Source organism: Variovorax sp. Soil_C_17 (genome assembly GCF_057657265.1).
Window position 1 is genome coordinate 39,504 of sequence record NZ_JBDGIT010000014.1, and the last position, 25,171, is coordinate 64,674.

The 25,171-nt window shown below is 63.6% G+C and carries 30 protein-coding genes; 20 read left to right on the forward strand and 10 right to left on the reverse strand.

All coding sequences use genetic code 11. The features are described from left to right. Nucleotides 1-9 precede the first annotated feature (9 nt). The 7 genes from AC3A6Y_RS31910 to AC3A6Y_RS31940 all read left to right on the forward strand — a co-directional run bounded on the left by AC3A6Y_RS31910 (nucleotide 10) and on the right by AC3A6Y_RS31940 (nucleotide 5,626). Nucleotides 10-963, forward strand: coding sequence for a TrbL/VirB6 family protein (locus AC3A6Y_RS31910; RefSeq protein WP_487872229.1), 954 nt, complete (start codon nucleotides 10-12; stop codon nucleotides 961-963). Nucleotides 964-973: 10 nt separating this feature from the next. Continuing rightward, complete coding sequence (locus tag AC3A6Y_RS31915; protein ID WP_487872230.1) at nucleotides 974-1,111, forward strand: hypothetical protein; 138 nt, start codon at nucleotides 974-976, stop codon at nucleotides 1,109-1,111. Continuing rightward, nucleotides 1,108-1,902: a VirB8 family type IV secretion system protein gene (locus AC3A6Y_RS31920; RefSeq protein ID WP_487872231.1), complete on the forward strand. Its 795-nt coding sequence runs from the start codon at nucleotides 1,108-1,110 to the stop codon at nucleotides 1,900-1,902. Before AC3A6Y_RS31915 ends, AC3A6Y_RS31920 begins: the two co-directional genes overlap by 4 nt. Then, on the forward strand, nucleotides 1,899-2,720 hold the full coding sequence (locus AC3A6Y_RS31925) for a TrbG/VirB9 family P-type conjugative transfer protein (protein WP_487872232.1): 822 nt from the start codon (nucleotides 1,899-1,901) through the stop codon (nucleotides 2,718-2,720). The genes AC3A6Y_RS31920 and AC3A6Y_RS31925 overlap by 4 nt, the downstream gene beginning before the upstream one ends. A gap of 2 nt (nucleotides 2,721-2,722) precedes the next feature. Further along, complete coding sequence (locus tag AC3A6Y_RS31930; RefSeq protein ID WP_487872233.1) at nucleotides 2,723-3,958, forward strand: TrbI/VirB10 family protein; 1,236 nt, start codon at nucleotides 2,723-2,725, stop codon at nucleotides 3,956-3,958. A gap of 1 nt (nucleotide 3,959) precedes the next feature. Then, complete coding sequence (gene virB11 / locus AC3A6Y_RS31935; protein ID WP_487872234.1) at nucleotides 3,960-5,030, forward strand: P-type DNA transfer ATPase VirB11; 1,071 nt, start codon at nucleotides 3,960-3,962, stop codon at nucleotides 5,028-5,030. Between the two features lie 68 nt (nucleotides 5,031-5,098). Then, entirely contained in the window at nucleotides 5,099-5,626 is a 528-nt protein-coding gene (locus tag AC3A6Y_RS31940) for a single-stranded DNA-binding protein (RefSeq protein ID WP_487872235.1), read from the forward strand. A gap of 653 nt (nucleotides 5,627-6,279) precedes the next feature. Here the strand turns inward: AC3A6Y_RS31940 and AC3A6Y_RS31945 are convergent. Next, nucleotides 6,280-7,323, reverse strand: a complete 1,044-nt coding sequence (locus AC3A6Y_RS31945; RefSeq protein WP_487872236.1) for a tyrosine-type recombinase/integrase — start codon at nucleotides 7,321-7,323, stop codon at nucleotides 6,280-6,282. Nucleotides 7,324-7,565: 242 nt separating this feature from the next. Here AC3A6Y_RS31945 and AC3A6Y_RS31950 point away from each other — a divergent pair, with 242 nt between their 5' ends. Next, nucleotides 7,566-7,796: a hypothetical protein gene (locus AC3A6Y_RS31950; protein WP_487872237.1), complete on the forward strand. Its 231-nt coding sequence runs from the start codon at nucleotides 7,566-7,568 to the stop codon at nucleotides 7,794-7,796. Between the two features lie 166 nt (nucleotides 7,797-7,962). On the opposite strand, the gene AC3A6Y_RS31955 is transcribed toward AC3A6Y_RS31950, so the two are convergent. From AC3A6Y_RS31955 to AC3A6Y_RS31965, 3 genes are all read right to left on the reverse strand, one after another. Then, on the reverse strand, nucleotides 7,963-8,379 hold the full coding sequence (locus AC3A6Y_RS31955) for a hypothetical protein (RefSeq protein ID WP_487872238.1): 417 nt from the start codon (nucleotides 8,377-8,379) through the stop codon (nucleotides 7,963-7,965). 226 nt (nucleotides 8,380-8,605) lie between these two features. After that, complete coding sequence (locus AC3A6Y_RS31960) at nucleotides 8,606-8,815, reverse strand: hypothetical protein (protein ID WP_487872239.1); 210 nt, start codon at nucleotides 8,813-8,815, stop codon at nucleotides 8,606-8,608. Between the two features lie 15 nt (nucleotides 8,816-8,830). Beyond that, a complete protein-coding gene (locus AC3A6Y_RS31965) occupies nucleotides 8,831-9,394 on the reverse strand; it encodes a hypothetical protein (protein ID WP_487872240.1) in 564 nt (187 codons plus the stop codon). Nucleotides 9,395-9,430: 36 nt separating this feature from the next. On the opposite strand from AC3A6Y_RS31965, the gene AC3A6Y_RS31970 reads away from it, so the two are divergent. Both AC3A6Y_RS31970 and AC3A6Y_RS31975 read left to right on the forward strand, forming a co-directional pair. Beyond that, nucleotides 9,431-9,595: a hypothetical protein gene (locus tag AC3A6Y_RS31970; RefSeq protein WP_487872241.1), complete on the forward strand. Its 165-nt coding sequence runs from the start codon at nucleotides 9,431-9,433 to the stop codon at nucleotides 9,593-9,595. A gap of 17 nt (nucleotides 9,596-9,612) precedes the next feature. Next, the gene (locus AC3A6Y_RS31975) at nucleotides 9,613-10,389 is read left to right on the forward strand and encodes an SOS response-associated peptidase (protein ID WP_487872242.1); all 777 of its coding nucleotides are present in this window, start codon (nucleotides 9,613-9,615) and stop codon (nucleotides 10,387-10,389) included. Between the two features lie 424 nt (nucleotides 10,390-10,813). Here AC3A6Y_RS31975 and AC3A6Y_RS31980 read toward each other — a convergent pair whose 3' ends face one another. The 3 genes from AC3A6Y_RS31980 to AC3A6Y_RS31990 form a co-directional block, all read right to left on the reverse strand. Then, nucleotides 10,814-10,993 carry a DUF3606 domain-containing protein gene (locus tag AC3A6Y_RS31980; RefSeq protein ID WP_487872243.1) on the reverse strand — a complete coding sequence of 60 codons (180 nt, stop codon included), beginning with the start codon at nucleotides 10,991-10,993 and terminating at the stop codon, nucleotides 10,814-10,816. Between the two features lie 189 nt (nucleotides 10,994-11,182). Continuing rightward, complete coding sequence (locus tag AC3A6Y_RS31985; protein ID WP_487872244.1) at nucleotides 11,183-11,389, reverse strand: hypothetical protein; 207 nt, start codon at nucleotides 11,387-11,389, stop codon at nucleotides 11,183-11,185. 315 nt (nucleotides 11,390-11,704) lie between these two features. Beyond that, entirely contained in the window at nucleotides 11,705-11,896 is a 192-nt protein-coding gene (locus tag AC3A6Y_RS31990) for a DUF3606 domain-containing protein (protein WP_487872245.1), read from the reverse strand. A gap of 129 nt (nucleotides 11,897-12,025) precedes the next feature. Here AC3A6Y_RS31990 and AC3A6Y_RS31995 point away from each other — a divergent pair, with 129 nt between their 5' ends. The 5 genes from AC3A6Y_RS31995 to AC3A6Y_RS32015 all read left to right on the forward strand — a co-directional run bounded on the left by AC3A6Y_RS31995 (nucleotide 12,026) and on the right by AC3A6Y_RS32015 (nucleotide 16,606). Next, on the forward strand, nucleotides 12,026-12,649 hold the full coding sequence (locus AC3A6Y_RS31995) for an ATP-dependent DNA ligase (protein ID WP_487872246.1): 624 nt from the start codon (nucleotides 12,026-12,028) through the stop codon (nucleotides 12,647-12,649). A gap of 233 nt (nucleotides 12,650-12,882) precedes the next feature. Next, nucleotides 12,883-13,761: a hypothetical protein gene (locus AC3A6Y_RS32000; protein ID WP_487872247.1), complete on the forward strand. Its 879-nt coding sequence runs from the start codon at nucleotides 12,883-12,885 to the stop codon at nucleotides 13,759-13,761. A 317-nt stretch (nucleotides 13,762-14,078) separates the two neighbouring features. Then, entirely contained in the window at nucleotides 14,079-14,474 is a 396-nt protein-coding gene (locus AC3A6Y_RS32005) for a GNAT family N-acetyltransferase (protein ID WP_487872248.1), read from the forward strand. A gap of 56 nt (nucleotides 14,475-14,530) precedes the next feature. Beyond that, the gene (locus AC3A6Y_RS32010) at nucleotides 14,531-14,692 is read left to right on the forward strand and encodes a hypothetical protein (protein ID WP_487872249.1); all 162 of its coding nucleotides are present in this window, start codon (nucleotides 14,531-14,533) and stop codon (nucleotides 14,690-14,692) included. Between the two features lie 39 nt (nucleotides 14,693-14,731). Then, entirely contained in the window at nucleotides 14,732-16,606 is a 1,875-nt protein-coding gene (locus tag AC3A6Y_RS32015) for a hypothetical protein (RefSeq protein WP_487872250.1), read from the forward strand. Nucleotides 16,607-16,895: 289 nt separating this feature from the next. Here AC3A6Y_RS32015 and AC3A6Y_RS32020 read toward each other — a convergent pair whose 3' ends face one another. After that, complete coding sequence (locus AC3A6Y_RS32020) at nucleotides 16,896-18,092, reverse strand: IS256 family transposase (protein WP_487872251.1); 1,197 nt, start codon at nucleotides 18,090-18,092, stop codon at nucleotides 16,896-16,898. A gap of 211 nt (nucleotides 18,093-18,303) precedes the next feature. On the opposite strand from AC3A6Y_RS32020, the gene AC3A6Y_RS32025 reads away from it, so the two are divergent. Together AC3A6Y_RS32025 and AC3A6Y_RS32030 are read left to right on the forward strand one after the other, a co-directional pair. After that, nucleotides 18,304-18,525: a hypothetical protein gene (locus AC3A6Y_RS32025; RefSeq protein ID WP_487872252.1), complete on the forward strand. Its 222-nt coding sequence runs from the start codon at nucleotides 18,304-18,306 to the stop codon at nucleotides 18,523-18,525. A 5-nt stretch (nucleotides 18,526-18,530) separates the two neighbouring features. Next, complete coding sequence (locus AC3A6Y_RS32030; RefSeq protein WP_487872253.1) at nucleotides 18,531-19,397, forward strand: IS110 family RNA-guided transposase; 867 nt, start codon at nucleotides 18,531-18,533, stop codon at nucleotides 19,395-19,397. A 624-nt stretch (nucleotides 19,398-20,021) separates the two neighbouring features. Here AC3A6Y_RS32030 and AC3A6Y_RS32035 read toward each other — a convergent pair. Then, complete coding sequence (locus AC3A6Y_RS32035) at nucleotides 20,022-20,960, reverse strand: 2-dehydropantoate 2-reductase (RefSeq protein ID WP_487872254.1); 939 nt, start codon at nucleotides 20,958-20,960, stop codon at nucleotides 20,022-20,024. A 176-nt stretch (nucleotides 20,961-21,136) separates the two neighbouring features. Here AC3A6Y_RS32035 and AC3A6Y_RS32040 point away from each other — a divergent pair, with 176 nt between their 5' ends. Continuing rightward, on the forward strand, nucleotides 21,137-21,892 hold the full coding sequence (locus AC3A6Y_RS32040; protein WP_487872255.1) for a class II aldolase/adducin family protein: 756 nt from the start codon (nucleotides 21,137-21,139) through the stop codon (nucleotides 21,890-21,892). Nucleotides 21,893-22,022: 130 nt separating this feature from the next. Further along, on the forward strand, nucleotides 22,023-23,000 hold the full coding sequence (locus tag AC3A6Y_RS32045; protein WP_487872256.1) for a Bug family tripartite tricarboxylate transporter substrate binding protein: 978 nt from the start codon (nucleotides 22,023-22,025) through the stop codon (nucleotides 22,998-23,000). A 241-nt stretch (nucleotides 23,001-23,241) separates the two neighbouring features. Here AC3A6Y_RS32045 and AC3A6Y_RS32050 read toward each other — a convergent pair whose 3' ends face one another. Next, the gene (locus tag AC3A6Y_RS32050) at nucleotides 23,242-23,895 is read right to left on the reverse strand and encodes a TetR/AcrR family transcriptional regulator (RefSeq protein ID WP_487872257.1); all 654 of its coding nucleotides are present in this window, start codon (nucleotides 23,893-23,895) and stop codon (nucleotides 23,242-23,244) included. Between the two features lie 259 nt (nucleotides 23,896-24,154). Between AC3A6Y_RS32050 and AC3A6Y_RS32055 the strand changes: the two genes are divergently transcribed. Beyond that, nucleotides 24,155-25,144, forward strand: coding sequence for a tripartite tricarboxylate transporter substrate binding protein (locus AC3A6Y_RS32055; protein WP_487872258.1), 990 nt, complete (start codon nucleotides 24,155-24,157; stop codon nucleotides 25,142-25,144). Nucleotides 25,145-25,171 lie beyond the last annotated feature (27 nt).

Sequence of the window (25,171 nt, forward strand, 5' to 3'; positions counted from 1 at the left end):
GGGCGGGGCGTGGCCGACAACATCATTGGCGACATCTACAACAACTTCGAGCGCGCGCTGGGCGGGTTCTACGAAGGCGCCGCAGCTGGCATCTCCGGCTACGTCATTCCGATCGCTTGGGTTCTCCTTGGCATTTGCATGCTGATCTGGTGCTATCTCGTCATCGGAGGCAAGGTGGCGGTCCCAATCACTGATTGGCTGCTGAAGTTTGTCGGCTTCATGGTGGTGCTGTACATCATGGGCAATGGCTACCTTGGCTGGGTAGCAAAGCCGATCTTCAACTTGCCTTCCGAACTGACCACTGCGATGAGCGGCACCGCGAGCAGCTCGCCGGACTTGCTGGGGCAGGTGAACGAAAAGATTGTTGACCTTGTCTCAGCCATGTTCACCGCGGGCACACGGCTGGTGAAGGATCTCGCTATTGGCCCCGCGATTGCGCTGTTCGTAATGGGAGCTTTCGTTATCGCGGCGGCCTACCTTTTACTGGCAGCCGCGCTGTTCGCGGTCATTTTCTCCAAGTTGGGTTTGAGTCTCGTGCTGGCGGTCGGCCCCTTCTTTGTCCTTGCGTTGGTCCTGCCACAGACCAGAAGCTACTTTCATTCCTGGCTGAACACCGCCTTGTACTTCGTCTTCTATCACGTGTTCACCGCGCTCTTCATCTTCATGTTCATCGGAATCATCAATTCATATGTTGGCAAGCTGAACTCTCAACTTGGGAGCACTGGCAGCGGTGGGGGAGTTCTTGCAATGGTCATGAACCTGGTTGGCGTCGGCGGTGCAGGCCTGAATGTGGCGGCGATCTGCATTCCGATCATCTTGATCTCGCTGACCATGTTCTTCATGTTCCTCCAGATTCCTGTCATGTGTGCATCGCTGACAGGCGGAAGCGGTGGTTCGTTCGGCGCCGGACTCACAAGCTTCGTGCATGCCCGGTCGCTTGTCAGACGCTCGGGGTCCAAGTGAGGTGGCCGAGATGCAGCGCTTCGTCGAATTCATCCTCTTCGCTCTGATCGTCGGCCTCGCCGGCTGCGGAACGCCTAAGCCGCCAGGCTGGCCGGCCGGTGAGGAGCGTCCCATCAACCCGTCGCAGAGCGCGAAGGCGACCCGATGACCGACAAGGAAGCCTACTTCGCGCAGGCGCTGGACTGGGACACCCAGCAGCGGCTCGACCTGGAGCGCCGGGCATCACGCAATGCGAAGATCGCCTGGGCCTGCGGGATTCTCTGCGGCTTGAGCGTTCTGAGCGTCACGGTGCTGTTGCCCCTGAAGCAGTTCGTCCCCGCGATCATCCGTGTCGACAACGCCACGGGTGCCTACGATGTCCAGGCGCCTGGGGAGACGGTGTCGATCGGGCGCGATCGGGATCAGAAGATCGTGCAGTCCGACGTCGCACGCTACGTGCTCGCCCGCGAGGGCTTTACGCGCGGGGAAGCAGAGGCCAACTACAAGACGGCTTACCTCATGTCCTGCGGGCCCGTGCGCACCGATTGGGAAAACTATTTCAATCCTGAGATCAACGCCCAGTCGCCGGTGAAGACGATGACACCGACCGACTCCGAGCGCGCCGAGATCCAGAGCATCACCTTTCTGCCCACGGACCAGGACGAGCTGCGCGTGGCGCAAGTGCGGTTCGAGAAGACCGTGACGCGCGGCGTGGCGCCCCCAGTGCGAACTCGATACATCGCGACCCTCACGATTCGCTACGACAAGTCCAACGTCCCGTCCCAGATCCGGGACCTGCACGTCAACGCCTTCGGATTCTGTGCAATGAACTATCGCCGCGACCAGGAGGGTGTGCCGCAGGTGCTCGGAGCGCCGCCTACAGCACAGGCAACCGACTCGGCCCCGAGTGCGGCTTCCATTACGCCGGCTAACTTCGGCATGCCACAGACTCCCAGATGAACTGCTCGGTTTGTCTCCTCGCTGCTGTGGTGATGCTTTCGGCGGCGCTCGCACGCGCTGAGATCGGCACCGTGCCGTCCGCGGGCGACGCGCGCATCCAGACCGTGAAGTTCATCGGCGACAACATCATCCGCATCGCGGCGGCCGAAGGCGTGGTCACCACGATCGAGCTCAGCAAAAAGGAGGAGATCAAGGATTTCGCCATGGGCGACCGCGATGCCTGGCACGCGGCCATCAACGGCAACCTGTTCGTCCTCAAGCCCAAGGACGTCAAGGCCGACACGAACCTCACCATCTTCACCAACCGGCGCTCGTACCTGTTCCAGCTCAAGACGACCAGTCGCACCGCGCGCAATGTTGCCTACTGGGTTCGCCTGCAGTACCCGGAACAGGAGGCCGGCACGCCCGAGTCCGTTGCGCTGGCCAGGCAGGAGGCCGAGCGCAGGCAGATCAAGGCGGACCTGAAGGCATCGTCCCAGGAAGGCACGCTCAACTACGACTACTGGATCGTGGGACCGAAGGAACTGCAACCTCTTTCTATGCACGACAACGGCCGCCAGACCTTCATGCTGTTCTCCGCGGCCAATCCGCTGCCTGCAGCCTTCGTGATCGAGCCGGACGGCACCGAGAGCTTGGTCGACTACCACGTCGAGGAGGACACCATGGTGCTGCACCGTGTCGTGCAGCGGATCATCCTGCGCCGCGGCGCGCTGGTGGCCGGCATTACCAACCGGTCGCCGAGCGTGCCGATCCAGTCCTCGCCAACAGGAACCGCCAGCGGCAAGGTTCAGCGTGAGATCCGGGAACCAGGAGGCTAGCCATGTTCGAGCAGAAGCGGGAAGCACCGGTTGCCGAGGAAGAGCGTGAAGGCCTGGTTGAACGCAGGCGGGCCGTCGCGCCCGGACAGAAGCTGATTCTGGTCGCGACGTCGACCGTGGCGGCGCTGCTGATCCTGTTCGGGATCGCCAGCAGGAACAACTACTTCGGTCTCTTCGGTCCAGAGGCGACACCTAAAGGCGAGCCCAAGCTTGATGCGCGTCCCCTTGCTGCACCCGAAGTCAAGGTCCCGCTGGCCCTCGGGCCGACGGCGGCGCCGCCTTCCTACGTGGAGTGCCCCGGTGGCTTGCGGCTTCCGATCGGGTTGAACTGCCCCGAGCCGGAGAAGAAGAGCGATGCCGCGCCCTCCGGTGGTCCGAGCGGAGTTTCGGAAGAAGAGCGCGTGCGCGAGCGTCGGCGCAAGAGCGCGATCAATCTGGCCGTGACGCAACCGGCGTCAGCCGCTGCTGCGCAGTTGGGTCTTGCGGCGGCTGCAGCGCCGGGCTTGCCGGGCGCATCGACGCCGCAGGGCGGCACGAATGCCTTGGCGAGCGCGCTGTCAGCCACGATCACTCCCGGCACCAGCGCCACCATCAACCGGAATCCGTCCATGACCCTGGCCAAGGGCACACTGCCGGACTGCACCCTGCTGACCGCCATCCTGACCGACCAGCCTGGTTTTCTCAAATGCATTCTCAGTGCGCCGGTGATGTCGATGGACGGCAAGGTGGTGCTGATGGAAGCCGGCACCACCATGGAGGGCGAGTACGCGCAGGGCCTCCAGGCGGGTCAGAACGCGATCTTCACGCTGTGGTCGCGCGCCGTGACGCCGAACTTCGTCTCGGTCCAGCTCAACTCGCCGGGCACCGATGCCCTCGGCCGCGCGGGCACCTCGGGCTATGTCGACAACAAATGGTTCGAGCGCTTTGCCGGGGCGGTGTTCTTCTCGCTGTTCGAGGACGCCAAGCAGATCTACATCGCCAGAGACGATGCGCGCGCATCGCGTTCCGCCGGTGCCAACTTCGGCGATACCTTCAACATCGGAACGCAAGGGACGCTCTCGCAACTGAACAGCACAGGCAGCACGACCAAGTCGATCGTGGAGGAAATGCTCAAGCAGGGCAGCCAGCTGCGCCCGAGCCTGTACAAGAACCAGGGCGAGATCATCAAGATCTTCGTGGCGCGCGACGTCGATTTCTCCACCGTCTACGAGCTGCGCCCGGCCACACCGACGAATTGATATGGGCGCGACGGACAAGTACGTTTCGATCCTGGCGCACCTTCGCGCGTTCGAAGCCTGGCTGGCCGACCCGCTCGTCAACGAGGTGGCGGTGAACGCGCCGGGTGTCCTGCAGCTCTGGAAGCGGGGCGTGTGGGAGCAGGTGGATGCACCGGCAATCACCTTCGCGTACCTGCAGGCGCTCGGCAGTTTCCTAGCAAACCTCTCGCAGAAGCCCTTCGACGAAGGGGATCCGATCCTGTCGGCCTATCTGCCGGGGGGCGAGCGGATCGAAATGACGATGCCGCCGACGGCCGCGCGCGGGATGATCTATCTCAACCTGCGCAAGCACACGAGCCAGTCCTTCGAGCTGTGCCAGTTCGTCGAGCAGCACTACTTCGAGCGCACGCGGCATGTGCACTCGGCCTCACTCACCGAGGAGGAGCGCGGGCGGCTGTGCGCGCAGCTGGAGCCGGCGCAGGGGGCACTCTGGGATCTCTGCCGGTCCGGCGACTGGCCGGCGTTTCTCTCTCAGGTCGTGACGGAGCGCCAGAATCTGGTCGTCTCCGGTGCCACCGGTAGCGGCAAGACCTCCTTCATCCGGGCCCTGATCGAGTTGATCCCGGCCTGGGAGCGGCTCATCACCGTCGAGGACACGCCGGAGTTGCCGCTTCGCAACCACCCGAACTCGCAGGCGCTTTTCTATCGGCGCGACGCGCACGCCGGCGAACGCGTGGTGGGCGCCACGGCCAAGCAGGTGCTGCAGGCCGTGATGCGCAAGACACCGAATCGCGTGCTGCTGGCCGAGCTTCGCGGTGACGAGACCTTCTACTACGTGCAGAACGTTCTCAACTCGGGCCATCCCGGCGGGATCACGACGGTGCATGCGAACTCGCCGCAGGAGGCGTTCGTGCGCATCGCGCTGCTGATCAAGGCGTCGGATGAAGGCAGGAGCTTGGCGCTCGACGAGATCATGCGGCTACTGCACACGCTGGTGCATGTCGTGGTGCAACTGGTATTCGATCGGGAGCTGGGACGGCATGTGCCGGCGATCTACTACGACCCGATGTATGCGCTGTCGGTCGTGCGGTAGGAAGTCAATCAGCGCAAGCATCCGGGCCATGCTGAAGTGGCCCGGTTGATGACGAAAGGAAAAACGTCATGAACAGGACACAGCTGATCGGGCGGCTCGGCCGCGACCCGGAAGGCGGACAGGGCGCCAAAGGCGCCTATGCGAATTTCAGCCTAGCCACCAACGAGTATTGGACGGACCGAGGATCGGGTGAACTGGTCGAACACACCGAATGGCATCAGCTCGTGTGCTTCGACCGGCTCGCAGAGATCGCGCTCGAGTTCCTGACCAAGGGCAGCGAGGTCTACATCGAAGGCCGGCAACGCACGACGCGCTGGACCGACAAGGATGGCCGGGAGCAGCGCGGCATCGAGATCCGCGTCGATGAGTTGAAGATGCTCCGAAGGGCACCCCGGGTCGATTCCATTACATGCGCCGCGAAGGGCATGGCTTCCATCGAGCGCGTGCTCCAGGACGTGGCCATCGGCCTGCGCACGGATGTCTCCATGGCGGACGTCGCCGGCATGCTCAACACCTTGCGCACGGACCTGGTCGGTGCAGAGGATCGGGCTAGCGAATCCGATGGCATCCGATCAGCCGAAGCAGCGGCCGCTTGAGCCCTACGCTGTCGAGCCGTCACTGGCCAACAGCCCCACAGGGCGCAGGGCAGGGCAGGGCGCCGAGCCTGCTCGACGCGATGCTGAGCTCTTGTCTGAACCCGACAGGCGGCGGCGACGCGCGTCGGCCGGAGGACAGGTTACCGTTGGCGCTGCGCAAGGGTTCATGGCGTCCGCCTCGTCGCGCAGCACGCAGCCGAACGAACGCGCGGCCGTCGTTGACGGCGCCGACCGGCTGGTCTACTCAAATCGTCGGGATGGGAACGGGTGGAGGCAGCCGCTGGCGGAACGGGAAGCACTGGACGAGGCGCGTCGCCATCGCCTCGGGAATGGTTCAGAGTCGGGCGACATGGCTCGCAGCGTTCGTACGTTGGAGACTTCCAGCAAACTCCAGCCTGCCCGCACGCGCGGGCCTTCGGCAAACGAGCCCACGGCCTATGCTCGGGGGAAGGCTGCGGCGAGGAAGGTGGATTCCGCGATAACGCCTCAACAGTCTTTGAATGGGATCAACGCCGAGCCGGTTGCGAGCCGAGCGAGGTCTCGCTGAAGACCTTGCTGAGTCGCTGGCGGTTACCCATGATGGCCACCAGGGCCCCCGCATTCACGCCCCTGCGGTCTCACACCGAATTGATCGGGTTCATCCCCTGAACCTGTCAAACCACCTCCGCCGGTGCCGCCACGAGCCGCTCATAGCGCTTCATCTTTTCGGGCTCGATGCCGAGCCAGCGCGCCACCTGGTCCGGTGGCGTCCCGCGGCGCAGCTGCCGCAGGGCGAAGGTGTGCCGCAGGCGAAACGATCCGCCCTCGCGCGAATCGACACCGGCTTCCTCGAGCACGCGCCTGGCGCACTGGTACTGTGAGTCCTTGAGCCACGGCTTGCCGGCGCGGGTCGAGGGAAACAGGAACTGGCCTGCGATGCCGGCCTCCCTCCTCACGGTGAGCCAGTGCTGCAACAGCTCGGCCGCCCAGGGTGCCACCGGTGTCTCGCGCGCCGGGGAGGTGCCGTCGCCCGGAACATGAATCTTCCAGGGTCGCTCGCGGACCCGTCCATCCTGGGAAATCGGCGAATCCAAGGTCAGCGCCCGCACGTCTCCCGGTGTCAGCCCGGCGCCGAGCTGCAGCGCCACAGAGGCCCGGTTGCGCACCTCCTGCCAGGTGAGGGTCGGTTGCGCATCCCGCCGTGCAGCACCCGGGCGCGGCCGCGCTGCCGAGAGGAAAGCGATCAGCTGCCTGGTCTCGGCCACCGAGAGGTACTCGGGCAGGGGATCCGAGTGCGCTGCATCGGCATAGCGCACCTCGGGATTGACCGAGATCCAGTCGGCCGCGGCGGTGTTGGCCACGGCATCGGTCTGCGCCGCATGGTGGCGCAGCACCCGATCGATCAGACGCATCAGGCGCAGGGCGTAGCGGGGTGTGAGCGACAGATCGGAGGTCTTGCGCCCGAAGCGCGCCGCCTGGAAGGCTTGCAAGTCCTCCAGGCCCAGGGAGGCCAGGGTCACCGCCGGCGACTGGCCCAGGCACCAGGCCGCGAAGGCCTCCCACATGTCGCGGTAGACGGAGATCGAGCCGGCCTGTCGCAGCGATCCCGTGCCGCGCTGATCGGCTAACCACGATTCGAAGGCCTGCTGAAAGGCGGCCACATGCCCGGAAGGGCGCGAGTCATCGAACAGGGGAAGAGAAGAACTGCGGGGTGCCATGCCCGAAGCATAAAACACGCTAACGGCGAACGGGGAGTGTTTGGAGACTTTTTGGATGCGATGGGGTGTTGGGAATGCAGGCAATTACTAGTGGGGATTCCGTTAGCTTATTAATATTCCGGTCGCGCGGAGAAGGAGCCCTCGCGCTGATGGGCGGCACCGCGGGGCCGTGCTTGCTGAAGCGACTTGCCCAGCCGTGCTGGCGCAGGTTGACATTACTTGTGAGTGCAAGAATCAGGCACATGAAGGAGATCCGCCTGCGATGGGACCCGACGAGGGTCGACCGTACGGACCACGCGAGTGGTGGCTGCGGGCCTTGGATGCCCAACACTCGCGAAAATCGGATGAACCTCAACGTGCTTGTCGATGCCGCAACTCAAGTGTTCGGCCCTGGCACCCACTGGATAGATGAGCGTCAAGCACCACGCCGCAAGTCGGAGCTGACCAGCACGCCGCCGAAGTTGATCCGATAGCCCTTGATCCGTTCGAACACACGCTGTGTGAACCGCATGACGCCCACTTCGATGTCGATATCTCCTCAGCCGACATTGACGACACGGCCCGTCGCACCGCCTCCGCCTTCGGAGACATCCGGTTCACGACGACGACCGAGTTCGCGCGAAGAGGGAGCGGCGAGCTCTATTCCCTGGCGTCGCCAGCGCCCTTGTAGGCAAAGAACACATTCGGGAAAAACGTTGCGAACTCGGCCAGGTGCGCCCCCATCAGCAGTTCGGCCGCCTGGTGCTCTTTCGCTGGCATCCCCTTGACGAAAGGTGCTTCGGCGAACAGCAGTGCGAAATGCTCATGCGCCACCACCCAAGGACGGCTGGACGCCGCAGTGGCTGCCTTGCAGCCTTGCTGGAGGAGAGCCTCCAAAGCCGAAGGTGCCGCGCCGGACAGGAGCTTGGAAAGAACGGGGCTCCAGGCCGCGGACGCTTGTTCGAGGGCAGATGGCCGTGTGAGTTCGTTCAGCAGGATCTGTCGTAGCGGATGACGCAACGGCTCGGCCGGCTCGGGATCGTCGAAGGGACCGGCTTGAGGGGGTTCCAGGGTCACGGGGAAAGTCTCCTTCCAGTGCAAGCAGTCCGATCGACGGAGTGACGAGGCCGTGCTCGACGCGAGACAACAATGATCGCGAATCTGTGCCCGGCTGGCGAGTTCACCACCAGACATTCCGGCAGCCACTCGAAGAGCCGTCAGCGACGCGCCACGATCAAATCGGGACAGGGGCGGGGGACGCCGATGCCGCGGCGGAGAATCGTTGAGCGGGCAGTGGTCGTGATCAGCCAGGCATGCCCCATTCCTCGCGAGCGACCTCCTCGGGGTTGCGCGCGCCGTGGGCGGTGTAGAGCTCGAGCGCGGCGTCGGCGGTCTGCTCAAGATCCGCACGGCCCTCGGCCAGGCGACACCATTCGTTGGTGAAGGCCAACCGCCATTGCTGGCTGTGCAAGAGCTGCTGGCCGCAGGCTGTGGCCGGCGCATTGGGTCGCATTGCCTTTCCTCCTTCTCAACACGGCCCGGGCGAACGCAAGACTTCGACGGGTCCGATGCCGCGGTAGATGGTCTCTCCGGTCTTGAGGCAGGTGACTGTCCAGCGATCGTCACCTGGGATCACTATGTAGTCACCCGGCATGAACGGCAGCTGAATCTCCTCCGCGACCTCGCGGCCGAGCCAGGAGGGCACGCGCAGCAGGGACGATGCGTCGCCAAATAGATCGTGATTCATGATTGGGGAAACGGCGTCAGGGCCGCTCCGGTTCGATGGTGGGTCGGCACAGCCAGATCTGGCGATGCTCCCAGATCTTGTCACCCTTGGACTGGAGCTCAATGCCGGCAATGAGCAGGCCGTCACCCACGTCGGGAGCAGGACGGGGTCACTCATGGACGCCCGGTTGCGCATGCGGCTGGTCTCGAAGGCCGCCCAGAGAGTGACCCTCAGCAGGTTGCGTTTGCTGTTGTTGGTGGCGCGGTCCATCTCGGTGATGCGCAGGGTGCCGCGCAGGGGCGGCTCCAGATCGGAGCGCTTCAGGCGAAGGCCTTGTCGGCGAAGGAACGTCACGTCGTAGAACACTGGTTAAATATACAGCTTTCTACTATGATTCGGGGCATGGACGAGACGCCTCCTGAGCTCTGGATCGCCGCCTGCGCGCACCGGTTGCAGCAACAGTGGCGCACCGTGGACCCTCTGCAACGCGACGAGCGGCTGCGATCCATGCCGCCGGACGCCGCAGCCGTGGCCTGGCTCGGGCCGGTTCGCCCGCTGCCTTTTTGAGCCGCTACATTCCGGCCATGTGCAATCGGTACGAGAGTCCGCAGATCAAGGAGATCGAGCGCTTCTGGCACGTCGGCGCGCGCCAAGCCCCGCCGTGCGCGCGCGACATCTTCCCCCGGACACCTGGGCCCTTCATCCGTCGGCGGCGCGACGCCACAGGCTACGAGCGCGAACTCGTGGTCGGACAGTGGGGGCTGATCCCCTGGTTCGCCAAGGAACCGAAGCTCACGTACCCGACCAACAACGCCCGCAGCGAGGAGTTGCTCGACAAGGCCAGCTACCAGGACCCGTGGAAACGGGGCCAGCGCTGCATCATCCCGGCGGTGAGCTTCGACGAGCCGTACTGGGGGCCTTACGAGCGGCCGCTCCCCAGGTGCGAGTGGTGGCGCTTCCGCCGCGCCGACGGGCAACCCTGGGGGCTGGCCGGCCTGTGGAGCATCTGGACCGACAAGACCACGGGCGAGGCGCACGAGAGCTACACCCTACTCACGATCAACGCGGACGCGCACCCGCTCATGGGCCGCATGCACAAGCCCGAGGTGGACCCGAAGACGAAGCAGAAGCTGCCGCTGGAGCTGCAGGACAAGCGATCGGTCATCCCGATCGAGGCTGCTGATTTCGACCAATGGCTGGGGGGCACCGTGGAGCAGGCGCAGCTGCTGCTCAAGCTCGCGCCAGCCGAACTCTTCGACGCCGGCCCGGCGCCGCCCGACCCGCCAAGGCCGCCGAAGCCAAAGCCGGAGCGGGCCAAGCCGAAGACGCCGCCGGAGGCAGACCAGCCTTCGCTCTTTTAGCGGCCAGAGGCGTAGCGCCGGTGTTGCATAACGAAGGGCCCTCCGTCAACTTTCGTTCGTCCGGAGGGCCCTCGCAGTCTCGGAGTGCCGCACAGGGTGTTGCCGAGACCGTGTGCCATTTTTTGGTCGACGGCCCCGGGCACGCCATTGGCAAGGCGCCACAGTCCGAGTGGCAGCTGTCTGGCACCAGGGCGCAGGGCGACACTTCGCTATTGCAGCCAGACGTTGACCGACTCAGGATCAGCGGACGCGACCACTGCCGCGAACTCAAAAATCGCGTGCGGGTTGCATGAGCAAGGCGCCGCTGCGCCCCCGCAGTCGCAGCCTCCTTCGGTCGTCACCTCCGAAGGCCGGTCGGTGTGGTTTTCGCAAACCCACCCGGACCCAGCGCAGATCACGCAACCCATGGGCGAGGCGTCGGACACTACGTCTTGCCCAGGTGCTCGCGCACCTTGTCGGCACGGTCGCCGACGGCCGCGACCGCCTTGCGCAACTCGTCCTCCGTGACGCCAAGGGACTTGCACCAGTCCCTGACCTCGTAGTCCTCGTTGATGTTGATACGGGCGCGATCCTGGCCGCCCACCTTGGTCTTGTCGTCTGCCATTCAGGTCTCCAGTGTTGGGTTCGACATGGTGGCCAATCTGCAGCCGCGAGCGCGCGTGGGCTGTAGGCTTGTCTCCCCGATTTGTTGTCACGTCAGCCGACAGCTGCTACACCTCGCGGTGCGTGCCACGAAACCGTCTTGACTAACCGTAGGCCCGCCGGGCCTAGGCTCCAGGAAGCTCGAATGCCTTCAGGTGGCTTTTGCCTGTAGGCGCGCCAAGTCGGCAACAAACATGGCCAACATCGATTTCATAGTTTCCAGCAACTCGTTGGCGAGCCCTATTTCGTCGCCGTTGGGGGCCATTCGCGCAACCCGCGCAGACTGCTCATCAACGAGTCGAGAACCATCCGCGACGTGGCGGCGAGCGAGGTGCAAGGCCGCTTCAAGATCAAACACCGTCGCCTCCTTGCGGCCGTCGATCGACCGACAGTATGCGCCTCGCCAAGTCTCGCGCAATCTTGGTGGCGGAAAGGCAGCGATCGTGTGCGCTTCCGCGTGGGTCGCGGCACACCGCCTGACGGCCAAGCTCAACAGGCCGGCCGAGCACCATGGGAGTTCTCCTTCAAATCACGGACCTCGACTTCTCGCTCCCGGCACTGAAGGCGTGCGCGGCAGCGACAGGGGCACCGCCGTCGGGAACATCCCCTCTACAAGGACCTTTCCCATCAATTGGAGGAGCGTCCGGGCGCCACACCCTGCGAACATGGCCTCTCAACCGGTTCCGCCGCGCCGCGCAACCAGGTACAGCCGGACCGCTTCTGCAGATCTGCCGACAGTTCTCACTGCCTCTTGCACCTCGTCTTCAGTGCAGCCCAGGCTGCGGGCCCAGTCGCTGCGCTCCTGTTGCTGCTTGAGCGAAATCAGCTTTCGAACTCTGCCCGTCTTGATAGGGGCGTCGGACATGGTGTCTCCCAATCGGAAAGCCCAAGCTCGCCGCGCACAGGCGAGGGACCTGTAAGCCTGCGTCATCACTTGCGGTCCGTGGGCTTCTACGAATTGTGTACTTTTGTTTTCACATGGCACAGTCGGGGCATGACCATGGCGCTCGCCACCCTCCACCCGATGCTCCTGGACGAGCGGTTCCTTCCTTGGAGCCAGGAGGAGTGGGTCTATGAACTGAAATTCGATGGCTACCGCGTACTGGCAGAGTTTGGCAGGGGCTCTGTCCAGATGAAGACGCGCAACGGTGCCGATTGCACATCTTGGTTCCCCGAGGTGGCCAAGAGCCTGGCAAGCGTGAAGGGCGGGCCGCACATATGCGACGGTGAGATGTGCGTGCTGGACGACCTCGGCCGCAGCAACTTCGATCTGCTGCAGGACAGAGCCCGTCGCCGCAGGTGGTACGAAGGCGCAGACCCCGTAACCTATTGCGTCTTCGATTTGCTGGAGGAAGGCGGCAAGGACCTGACGCGGCTACCCCTGCTGAAGCGAAAGGCCAGGATGATGAAGCGGTTGGCCGGCCTTCCCTTCATCCTGCCGATGAGCCATGTGGACGCCGAGCACGGAAAACAGCTGTTCGAGATGGCCAAGCAGCTGAAGCTCGAGGGCCTGGTGGCGAAACGCGTAGACAGCATCTATCTGCTTGGCATTCGCTCGAGAGACTGGGTCAAGATCAAGCGGCAGGGAGCGATCCCGCCAGAGAGGTTCAAGCGTTGAAGCCGGTGCACGATCGGCTCTGGATCGATGGAGGCGCCTGACCTACTCGAGGACGAGCCAAGGTTGCATGAGCAGAGCACCGCTGCGCCTCCCGAGCCGCCCAGCCCCGATCGCGTTGCCGCGGCGTGCAGTGATCGTCACTGCGCTCGGGGCTTTAGCCGAGCCGTTGGGAGCGCAGTTGCGGGCGCCGCCGGCCAAGGGGCGTGGGCTGTCTCGGTGTTGGCCGCCGACCCATGATCCTGCGCACCCAGAACCGAACCGCCCGCAAAGGGCTGCGCGAGCTCGGCCATGTCGGATGCCGCAACCTGTCCGTCGAAACCCGCTGGGCACAAGGACGCTACGAGCGACTGCCGTGGGCTTCCGGTGCGCAGAGAAGCGACACCTTTTCGCACCTGTTCCTCGAATTGCGATACCGGCGCCCGGGAGACAATGAGGACAGTCCAAGCCGGAGACGGTGCCGTTCAACAATGGGGGCGAACAGCGAGCCAGGCCGCGACCGCGTTCAGATCCGACGCCGGCAAGCATACAAACCTACGATCCAATTGCCCTTCGAAAAGCTGCGAATCTCCGGCCCTGTTGGGCCGGTCTACAGCCTCGGCGAGCCGATGCTGATCCACGATCGGACGCTGTTCCTGGGAACACTGGCGCCGGTCGAACTCAGCGATGATGGGGCCCAAGTGCACGTCGGACATTTCTCGCCGTCCCCGGCCGTGAAGAACCGGCGGCGCCACTTCGCTCCCCTGATGCTGGTCGAGATCACGGCGTTTCTTGCGGAGCGTTTCCCAAGCGTGCAGGCCATCTACTTCACCCTGACGCGTGAGGTAGAGATGCACGGCAACGGCTTGAAGGTCGCCCAGTCAAGAATGGACTTGCTGGAGCGCATGGGAGCGACAAACCTGCAGATGACTCCGAGGCCTGACTCAAAGAGGCCAGGAAACTTCGTTGTCCATGCCGTCTGGGAGTACAACGACCACAATCTCGGGGCGCTTGCAGCAGAGTTGATCGTGCAACGTTCTGCCTACCTGAAGCATGCGCGCTCCTTGTCGGCAAATGCTCAAGCTGGCCTCCTCTCCAAGCTTTCCCGATGCAGGTGGTTGCGGACGAGACGATGACATGAATGCGGGGCTTTGCAGGTTTCTTCCACGCCGTGTCGAAACCACCGCGTGCGCTGTTGGCCGACGACGCGTCCCAGTTGCATCGCGGCGACAAGACCGTGCGGGAGCCGATGTCGAGCGCAGGTCCTCGATGGCAGGCAGGTTCGTTGTTACCGCGGCGGGCCGCAGCCGGCCAAGACCTGACTTTCGCTGCGGTCGCTCCATGAACTCTTGCCATATATGAACATCCAGGAAGCGCGCCCCTCCGATGCGCCAACGATTGCCTCCGTCCTGCAAGACGCAGCCGGGTGGCTTGCCGGCGACGGTAGACCTCTTTGGTCAGCAGCCGAGATTGGCCACGAACGCGTAATGCGGGACGCGAGCAAAGGGCTCTTCCACGTTGCCCGTCAGGACGAGCAACTGGTTGGCGTCATGAAGTTCGAGTTGGAGGCGCCCATTTTTGGCCTGAGGTCCTGCCGGGCACCTCGGCCTTCGTTCACAAGCTCGCTGTACGCCGTGCTTGGGCGAAGAAGGGGGTTTCGACCGAACTGCTGTCCTATGCCCGAACACGAGCTCAAGAGCTTGGACGTACTCACCTTCGCCTGGACTGCGTCGCGGACCGTCAAGGGCTGCGAAAGCTCTATGAAGGCTTCGGCTTCGGCCTGCACAGCGTCGTCCAGATAGGAGCCTCCTCGTACGCGCGGTATGAACTCCCGACGACAACAGTGTAGGGAAGCGCACAGGCGCCGGCCGGCTGGAGTCGGCCATCACCGGCGATTCAATGTAGATGCCACAAAGCAGCCGCACGACGCCGATCTCGACCCATTGCAGGCACTTGACCGATCAAATTGACACTCAGGAAGCGGTCTTTGGTTTGTGGGTCGCGTTGCTGAGCCAGCGCGGTCAGCCCTGCATGAATTGCAACGGCAAGATCGTGGAATTGTTCTGACCGACACTAAGCACTTCGGAAAGTCGAGGAGGACGCCGCATGGACAGCGACCCGCAGCAGCCGCCGGCACGGTCTGACGTGCTCAACCGCGACACCGTGATCCGCTGGGAGGTGATGCGCAACGATCCGCTCGTGTCGCGTCACGTGCTCGCGCGATTGCTGCCGCAGGCCATCGAATCCTCCGAACAGCTTCGCGAATTCGAGGATGAGTCGCGGCGCGCCGTGCCGCTGCTCACGGCGCTTTGGCGCATCGCCGCGAAGCTGGGCCGGGTGCTTGCCCGGCTGGCAGCAATCATCCTCGCGCTGTTCGGCGTCGCTTGGTTCGCCGCCGATCTCGTCGGCCACCCGGCCATCCTGTCGACCGTGGCGTATGGATTGGCGGCGTACTTCACCGGCGCCGCGGCATACAACGGCATGAAGTACCTTCTGGGCGTGTCGCAGACGTCGCGCCAGAAGTTGTCCGCCCGCATAAAGGCGGAAGGTCTCATGGCTATGCCGCTCCTGATGTACGCCACAGCCTGCCCGACCACGACCATCTTCGTTGACCCGGTGTTGCACGAACCGCCATCACTGCTGAAATGGGCCGGCTTTTTTGCGTATATGTTTGCTGATGTCGTCTCCTTAGGCGTTCCGCAGGCGCTCTTCGGCGAACTGGCCGCATTCCAGCCGCCTTCGCTGCTGGCCGCAGCAAATACGCTGTGGGCTAAGTCGCTCATGACGTTTGCGGTGGCCGGCACGGTCGTCTCCACGATGATGAAGGTGATCGCCACACGACACACGTTCGTGGGCACCCTGGACGAACTCACCGATTGGCTCGCGATTGAGTTTCCCGGGGGCGATCCGTCATTCACCGTACGGCCTATCGCGCTGGAGCGCGCCTTTGCGTCTCCCGACTCGGGCGTACCGCTGCGCCTGCTGCGCGACCACGTCGGGCCAATCACGAAAGTATCCCCTCCCTGGCGAGTGGATGCGCGGGGCAGGTTCGTGCATCCCTTTGGCGAAGGGGAAGACTACGACAAGGTCCGCAAAGCGGTGTACTCGTTGTTTGGGATGTCGTATCAGGTCTACAGGGTATTCAACCGCAAAGAGGTGCTGGCCAAATCCTGGGTGGAAATCAAGACATCTTTCCAACCGCTGCGAGCCTTTCTGCTCTCTGCAGCGCTAGTATTCGTGCCAGCGATAACCGTACTTGCCGGGCTCCTGGACTACGCGTGGTTCGAAGCCGCGGCCGTCGCCGTTTTGATTACCCTGCTGATCCTCACGCTCTCGCAGCTCGTCGAGCAGCGGCGACAGGGCGAGTTCCTACTGGACCTGCGGCATTGCAAGGCGGCAGCGCTGTCCGGCAACAGCAGCCGCAGGCTGCCGCGCTTCGCGACGCTCGATCGCTGGGCAACGAAGTTCAACAGTATCGTTTTTTTTCGCTCGCTCAAGCAGGAGGAGCCGATCTCGCTGGAGCAGTTGCTGCTTTCTGTAGCCCCTGGCCGACCGGACCTCTTCGAACTAGTGGCGTTCAAAAGTAGCCACGAGGCTTGGCTCTTGCACGCGATGCCGTTCCATATGCAAGGCAAGCTTGCAAAGGCGGTCTACGAGCAGAAGCGTCGCGTCTTCGTCTTTTTTGATGCGGCAGGAGCCGAGGAAGAGTTCGATTTCCCCGGCGGCCCCCTCAACAACACCGCACTTCATGAGCATCTGTCGTTGTGTCGCAAGCTGACATTGCTGCATTGCCCTCTTGGCCACATGCCGACCAACCCGTGGCACGTCCAAGAGATGCCGCTGGACATCTTGCTTACCCCGAAGGAGCTGCCGGCGCACGAGCACCGGAAGTACTACCGCGACCAAGTCGCCAGCTACCAGGCCGGCACCATCGATGCGATCGCGACGGAGGAGGCAGCGCGATCCGAGTCCGGTGCTTGATACGCTTTGGACTTGCGCGATGCGGCGTCCGCGATTCGAATGCCCGCTTGAACAGGCATGACCGAGTGAGATTGAAGAAAGCTGCCCTTGGTCAGCAACGGCTGATGGCCGTTCAACAACTTTGACGAAGGGCCCAGACCGGCCTTACAGCAGACGTCATGATCGCCGGTAAGATGCTATGTAGGACTGGCCAAATCGGCCCAACGAGCTATTATAAAACCGTATTCCGGGTCGCGTCCCATTCCGTGGTGTAGCTCCACAGCCCGGAGAAGGCTGAGCTGCACGGTACTCAGCGTGCCACTGCGGACAGCCGAGTGGGCGCAGTATCGCAGAGGGTCTGCAAGCCTTCCAGCTGCATGTATCGCCGGTTGAGGGACCACTCGTCGTTCTGCTCGAGCATCATGGCGCCGACGAGCCGTGTGATCGAGGCGTCGTTGGGGAAGATGCCCACCACGTTCGTGCGTCGCTTGATCTCCGCATTGAGCCGCTCCAGAGGGTTCGTGGAGTAGATCTGCGTCCAGTGCGCCCGCGGGAAGGTCATGAAGGCCAGCACGTCGTTCTCCGCGTCGTCCATCAGGGTGCCAAGCTTGGGGAACTTGTCTCTGAGCTGGTCGGCCACCGATCGCCACTGCGTGCGCGCCGCATCGGCCGATTCCTGCACGAACACCGTGCCGATGGCGGCCGAGACCATGCGCCGCTGCGTCTTGCCGGCGTGCGCCAGGGCATTTCGCATGAAGTGGACCCGGCAACGCTGCCAGGTGGCCTTCAGCACCTTCGAAGCCGCCGCCTTGATGCCCTCATGGCTGTCGCTGATCACGAGCTTCACGCCGCGCAGACCCCTGCGGTTCAGGCTGCGCAGGAACTCGGTCCAGAAGGGCTCGGCCTCCGAGGCGCCGACCTTCAAACCCAGGACTTCGCGCTGGCCGTCGGTATTCACCCCGACCGCCACTATCACGGCCACGCTCACGATGCGCCCGGCCTCCCGGGTCTTCACGTAGGTGGCGTCAACCCACAGATAGGGCCAGTCGCCCTCGATCTGGCGTCCCAGGAAGGCGTTGACACGCTCGTCGAGCTCGCCGCACAGCCGGCTGACCTGGCTCTTCGATACGCCGCTCATGCCGAGCGACTTGACCAGGTCGTCCACCGAGCGGGTGGAGATGCCTTGGACATAGGCTTCCTGGATGACGGCGGTGAGCGCCTTCTCGGCGGTGCGCCGGGGCTCCAGGAACTCCGGGAAGTAGCTGCCCTGGCGCAGCTTGGGGATCTTCAACTCCACGCTGCCGGCTCGGGTGTCCCAGGTGCGCTCTCGATAGCCGTTGCGGCTGTTGAGGCGCTCGGGATTCTTCTCGTCGTAGGCAGCGCCGCAGCGCCCCTCAACATCGAGCTCCATGAGGCGCTGGGCCATGAACTGCACCATCTGGCGCAGGACGTCGACATCGGCTCCCTTCTCGGCGAGCTCGGCTAGTGCCATAGTGGCGGTGGTCATCGTGATTTCCTTTATGGACAGGGTTTGGTGGGTCGCACCTCAAACCTTATCCGGACTTCACGATGGCCACCCCCGAAGGGAGCGGCCGCTGCGCGGCAAGGCGCTTCGGGCTACGCCCTACGCGCCTTGCCGCGCAGCGAGTGAAAGAAGACTTACACCACTTCCCGGGACATCAACGTATTCCGATTCTCTGTTGCGAAGGAGTATGGAAATGACGACGACCCGAACAGTCCTACGTGGCAAGGATACCGCCGACGGCGGTGATCTGTACATGAGCTTCGAGCTCGGCGACAAGCAATGGCAGATGAGCATCGGCGACAGCCGGCGGCGCGTGAGCCGCTATACCGTGGGCGCCGGCGATACAGCGGCCGTGGCCGAGCTGTGCACCTGCGCCTGGGCGCCGGTGCCGGTTGGTGGCTGCATCGCTGGCTGAGCGAGTTGGGCGTCGACAACATCGTGGTCAATCCGGCAAGCATCGAGGTCAATCGGCGCGCACGGCGAGCCAAGACCGATCGGCTCGATGCGGACAAGCTGTTGGCGATGCTCATTCGCCACCACGCGGGCGAGCACGTCTGGTCGGTGCTGCGCGAACCGAGCAGCGAGGACGAAGACGCACGCCGTGTGCACCGTGAACTGCAACGGCTGACTCACGAGCGCATCGCGCATACAAATCGCATCGGTTCGCTGTTGGTGCTCCACAATCTGCGGCCGAGGATCGTCATCGGTGGACGCGACTGGGCAGCGTGGTGGGACCGTCATCGCGATGAGGTGCCGCCGATGTTGCGGGCGGAAATCGAGCGGGAGGGGGCGCGCCTGAAGCTGGTCAAGGAGCAAGTCAGAGCGGTCGAAGCTGCGCGCTGCAAGGACTTCGCCGAGGGCAAGCAGCCACTGGTTGCGCACCTCGCGCGACTGCGTGCGATCGGCCCCAAGGGTGCCTGGGTGCTGGTGAAGGAAGTGTTTGGCTGGCGCCACTTCGCAAATCGGCGCGAGCTCGCAGGCAGCCTTGGATTGGTGCCCACGCCGTATGCCAGCGGAAACAGCGAAATCGAGCAAGGCATCAGCAAGGCAGGCAACAGGCGAGTGCGAGGCTTGCTGGTGGAACAGGCTTGGAGCTGGGTGCGCCTACAGCCCGACAGCGCGCTCACACACTGGTTCAACCGGCGCTTCGCTGGCGGGGGCAAGCGCATGCGCCGTGTGGGGATCGTGGCGCTGGCGCGGCGACTGGTCATCGCACTGTGGCACTACCTGCAGGACGGCGAGATCCCGGCGGGCGCGCACCTGAAACCCGCCGTCACCCACGCTTGAGCGCTTGAGCAGCCAGAGTTACAAGGAACGCCAACATCATGATCACAGGTCGACGCGCCCGTGGTGACCGCGGGTCGCCACACGGCGACCGTCCTCAAAGAAGGGGCGCGTCGGTAATCGGGGATTGCCAGCGCATCTGGTGCGCATGCTGCATGTGGTGTCGGACTCCAATGTCCTGCACGGAAGCGGTCATCGGCTCAGGGCCAACCGCCCAACATCCGACGGTCTCACCATCCGATCCACCATGGCCGGATCGCTGTTCGGAGCCTACGAAAAAAAATTCCCCTGGCCTTGTTATGTTCAATGCCCTCGCGCAGCCGGAAAAGCCCGAACGGCAGGGGAGAAGAAGGCACCACGGTCCTGCGACAAACTGACATGGCATTGCGGGGTCGGCACGGCCGGCCCTCGCACATCTCGCCCTCAGGAGCTTTGCCATGCCATTTTTCGCGCCTTCGTTCGCACGGCTGCCGCCGCTGTCTTTTTTGCTTGCCGACCAGAACGAGCCGCGCACTCGTTGCCTTCTTGCTGCACGTAAGATCAATGCAGAGGGGCAATCACGCGCCGATGGCTGCGGTGGCTTGAGGAGGTCGTCGGGCGCCCCTTCGGAGCCAGACGCTATGCGACCTACGCAGGTTGGCCAGCGCCCTGCTGGGCCGCCTGCACACGCAAGTGCGCGTTGGCCAGCCGCAGCAGCTCGACGTCGGCGCCCAGCGCGTCGCCTCGCGTGACCAGCGCGCCGAGGATGTGCTCGTGTTCCGTGCGCTGGCCCGCCAGCAGGTCGCGCAGCATCGAGGCCGTGAAGCTGGAGCCCTGTTGCGTCAGCAGGGCCAGTGCGCGCTGACGCTCGGGTTCGCCGATTCGATACCCAGAGGCGGCGGCGACGGCGCAGCAGGAGTCGAACGCCGCTCGAACCAGGTGCTCGCCGTCCGGCGTGGCCAGAATCTCGCCGACAGATCCCCGTGTCACCGTGGTCATCGCTGCCAGCGTCGCCAAGAACGCCCATTTGTCCCACAACACCTGTGTGATGTCCGCGACTGCCGCGCAATCAAACCCTGCGGGCTCGCACATGGCCACGAAGGCGTGCACCAGATCTTCCTGGGCCGGATGGCGAGCTCCGATCGTGAGCATGTGGATGTCGTTGAGTTGGCGCACGACACCTTCAGGTGTCAGGGTCGCCGCGATGTGCGCCACGCCGCCCATCACTCGCGCGCGTCCGTAGCGCGCATCCAGAACATCCATGTGGTCCAGTCCGTTGAGAAATGGGAGCAGCACAGGCGCGCCGCGCAAGCCCGCAAGCGAGCCGAGTGCGTCGTCAAGGTCGTAAGCCTTGGGACTGAGCAGGACCAGGTCATAGGCCGTCGAGCTGCGGCCCAGCGAGTCGGCGGTAACGGTGCGCGGCTGCACTGTGAAATGGTCACGCGGGGTTTCCACGCGCAGCCCATGCTGCGCTAGCAGGCGCTGGCGGACAGGGCGCACCAGGAACGTGACGTCCGCGCCGCTGCGAAGCAGGCGCGCTCCAAAGTAGCCGCCGATGCCTCCGGCACCGAGAATGAGGACGCGCATGCGGGGGGTTCTCCTGGATGGTGGTCGGTTAAGGGCTTTCTTGGACCGTACCCCAACGCGCCAAATCGCCGCCTTGGGGTTAACACTGATAACGTGCTCTCGTTTGCCGCTTATCCTTCGGCGTTAGTTAACGGTGATCACCTCACTCTGGCAAGATTCATGAACGGGAGACGACCATGAAGATTCCCTCTATGAAAGAAAGCGTCGGCGCCGAGGAATGGCAGCTCCGCTGCGATCTGGCGGCGTGCTACCGGCTCATCGCACTGCACGGCTGGACAGACCTCGTTTTCACCCACATCAGCGCTCGCGTGCCCGGGCCGGGGCACCGCTTCCTCATCAATCCCTACGGTTTCCTGTTCGAAGAGATCACCGCGTCGTCACTGGTCCTGGTCGACCAGGACGGCACCAAGTTGCAAGACTCGCCCTTCCCAGTGAACCGTGCGGGCTTCGTCATCCACAGCGCCATTCATGCCGTCCGGGAAGACGCAGGGTGCGTGCTGCATACCCACACCCGAGCCGGGGCAGCGGTCGCTGCGTTGAAGTGCGGCTTGCTGCCCCTGTCGCAGCAGGCCACCGTCGTTCTCGACTCGATTGCCTACCATGACTACGAGGGAATTGCCGTCCGTGACGAAGAGAAGCCGCGAATGCAAGCAGACCTCGGTCGGGCCAACTACCTGGTATTGCGCAACCATGGCCTGCTGACTGTTGGGCCGACCGTGCCGGACGCGTTTCTTTCCATGTATGTCTTCGAGACAGCATGCCAGATCCAGATTTCCGCTCAGTCCGCGGGTGAAGTGATCACCGTCGGCCCCGAGGTCCTCGCTGGCGTTGCCGAGGCAGTGCATACCCAGACGGCGGGCCAGGGCGCTGCGCTTCTCTGGCCGGCGTTGCTGCGCAAGTTGGATCGCCTCGACCCGACTTATCGGAGTTGAGTAGAGGCGCAGCAGCCTTGCAGGTGGTTTGCATGCGCCACATGCGACGCCCAGCGATAGAAGCAGGGGAAGCCATGACTACGCCTGCCCGCGTCGGGACGGCGAGTAAGTACCAAGAAGGAAATTGAGTATGAGCAATATCAGACCGTTCGTAGTTCTGGCCATGGCTATCGGCATTGCCGCGATGAGCAGCAGTTCCTGGAGTCAGGCCTTTCCCAGCAAGCCGGTCACGATCCGGGTGGCATATCCCGCCGGTGGCCCGGCAGACGTAGTTGTGCGGCAGGCAACTGCCAAGATTCAGGCCTCACTGGGTCAATCGGTCGTTGTCGACAATCTGGCCGGAGCGGGCGGTACGGTGGCGACGCTCAATATGGTGAAAGCTTCGGCCGACGGCTACCAGCTGCTAGGGCAGACCAACGATCTCATTCTGGCGCCGCTGGCAATGGCGGCCGCTCAATACAAAGCCGATCAGTTCCGCTTGGTGGCGCCCCTGGCCATCGGTGAGCTGCTGCTGGTTGCACGGCCTACGCTATCGGCACGCACGATCGGCGAGCTGGTGGAATACAGCAAGAGCCTGCCGAACGGATTGTCCGTCTCGAATACCGGGGTGGGCTCGACTTTCCACTTGGCTGCCGAAGAGCTCATGGCCGTGACTGGACTGAAGGGGACGGGTGTGCCATACAAGGGCACCGCGCCCATCCTGCAGGATCTGATTGGCGGGCACGTTGATATCGGTTTCGTGGCGGTTGGTCCCAACACCATCGCCATGGTGCAGCAGAAGAAAATCATTGCGCTGGGCATCGCGGGCACCAAACGCAACCCGGTGTTGCCGGATGTTCCAACGTTGTCAGAGCTGCATCCCGCGCGGCCAATCCTGCACGCGCTGTGGGTCGGACTGTTGGTGCCACGTGCTACGCCGGAGCCGGTCGTTCAGCGCCTGCGCGAGGCTGTGACCGAGGCCGTGCGGAGCCCCGAGTATCAGAAGTTCGCTGCAGACATCGGCGTCCGCGCACTCACTCTGTCCAGCAAGGAAACCGACGACTTCTACAGCGCAGAGATTCGGAAATATGGCGAGCTGGCCAAGCAGGTCAACCTGTTGCCGCAGTAACGGCCGAAGCGCGGACTGATTTGGCTAGAGGCTACCAACCCCCCCTACTCGGGGAGCACCTCCCGGTGGCGTCTTGCATTTGAGCCACATCGATCGGGCGCCCTTTAAAACACCCAGGGCGCTTGAGACGACAGCAACACAGGCCATGAGGGAGCGGCGAGGACCGGGCGGACATCGCCGCCACTGGAGATCTCCGCCTCCCTTCCGAAACGTGGTGATCAGCTTCCGCGACACATCGGATTCATGCCTCCGGCGGACCGGCCTCGATAGCGCGGAGCAGAAGATCAATCGCAAACCGGACAAGCTCGTCGACGTTGAGTGAGCTTTCCTTGTGCGGTACGACGCCCGCCAGCAGCAGCGCCGCAATGCCGTGCTCCAGCCCCCAGGCCGTGTGAGCCAACAACTCCAACGACTCCTTCGGCCAGCCATGCTCGACTGCCAGCGATTGAATGGCATGCGAGAACAAATTGAACGATTCAAGCCCGGCCGCTCCGAATTCGCTGTCTCCGGACTCCCCGTCCCGGAATTCGGCAAGTCGTGGCCCAATCATCAGGTTGAACAATCCCTCGTGGGACACCGCGTACTTGATGTAGCTGTGCATCATGGCCCGCGACCGCGCGAAGGCATTCTTCTCGCGCGCCGCGATCTTTCGCCGCTTGTCCCGCAGTTCGTGGAAGCCGCTGCTCGCAATGGCAGCAAGCAACTCCTCCTTTCCGGAGAAGTGCTTGAAAGGCGCAGCTTCGGAGACACCGAGCCGGCGGGCCAGGGCTCGCAAGCTCATCTCCTTGGCGCCCTCTTCCTCGAACATCTTGCGGCCTTCGACAACGAGTGCCTCGCGCAGACCCATCTCGCCATTGCTGTTTGCTCTTGCTGTACTTCTCTTGCTGCCGGTCATCTCAAGCCTACGTCGCATGTTGTGAATGCTGTCAGGTTAACTGGTTTTGCAGAGAGCAGACGCCGACATGCTGCGCCGGCCTCCACAGCTTGAGCCGAACCAGTTTGCTCCCCGACACACAGCACTGAATCGGGCGTGACCGCCAGTGGCTGCCGGTACGCGTACGCGTACGCTAGTCCTTCAAGGGTAAACACTGATCACCAGACGCAAGTCCGATTGTAGACTTGAGGTTAACAGTGATTACCACAAGGAAACCAGCATGTTCACTCGGCGTCAGGGATTGATGAAGTTCATTGTTCCGGCCCTTGCTTTGCTCTTGCCACTTGCGGGACACGCCCAGACCTTTCCGACCAAGCCCGTTGTCATCAAGGTGGCGTACCCGGCAGGAGGTCCCGCCGACGTTGCCATTCGCGATTACACACCGTCGCTGCCTCAACAACTCGGCCAGCCGGCGGTAGTCGAGAATGTCAGTGGCGCGAACGGCTCCATCGCCGCGATGAGTGTTCTACAGGCGGCTCCGGACGGCCACACCTTGTTGGGCATCGTGGCGAGCGACCTGATCCTCGCGCCGAAGATCGTTCCCGCCGCTCGGTTCAAGCCGGATGACTTCCGTGCCGTCGCCATCACGCAGCAATCGGAACTGGTGCTCATCAGCAGTCCCAAGCATGCGTTCAAGAACGTCGACGACCTCGTTCGATATGTGAAGGCTAACCCGGGCAAGACACTGTCGATCGGCCATTGGGGGAACGGCTCCATCACCCATGTCGCGGGTGCCGACTTCGCCGCCCGGTCCGGCATCCATCTGCTCCAAGTCCCGTACCGGGGCGCCGCCCCCGTCCTGCCTGACCTGACCAGCGGGAACGTGGACCTGACCTTCTATCCGCTGGCCGGCCCCTTGCTCGGGTTCATCCAGGCCGGCCATGTCAAGCCCATTGCCATCGCAGCCAGCACTCGCAGTGCCCAACTGCCCGACGTTCCGACCGTCAACGAGAGCGCTGCGGTGAAGGACTTCGTCTACACCATCTGGTCGGGCGTATTTGCATCGAAGCAGGTTCCGGACGCCGTGATCCAGCGACTGAGCAAGGTGCTCGGCTCGCACACTGCGTCCCCGGAATGGCGTGGCCGACAAGTCACTGTCGGCGCCACTGTCTTTGATCCGAGGGACGTCAAGCAGACCGAGGAATTCTTCGCGGCCGAGATCAAGAAGGTAGAGGCTGCGTCCAAGGCCGTGCGCTTCGAGAGCAACTGATCTCCTTACCAGCAACCCCACCCATCC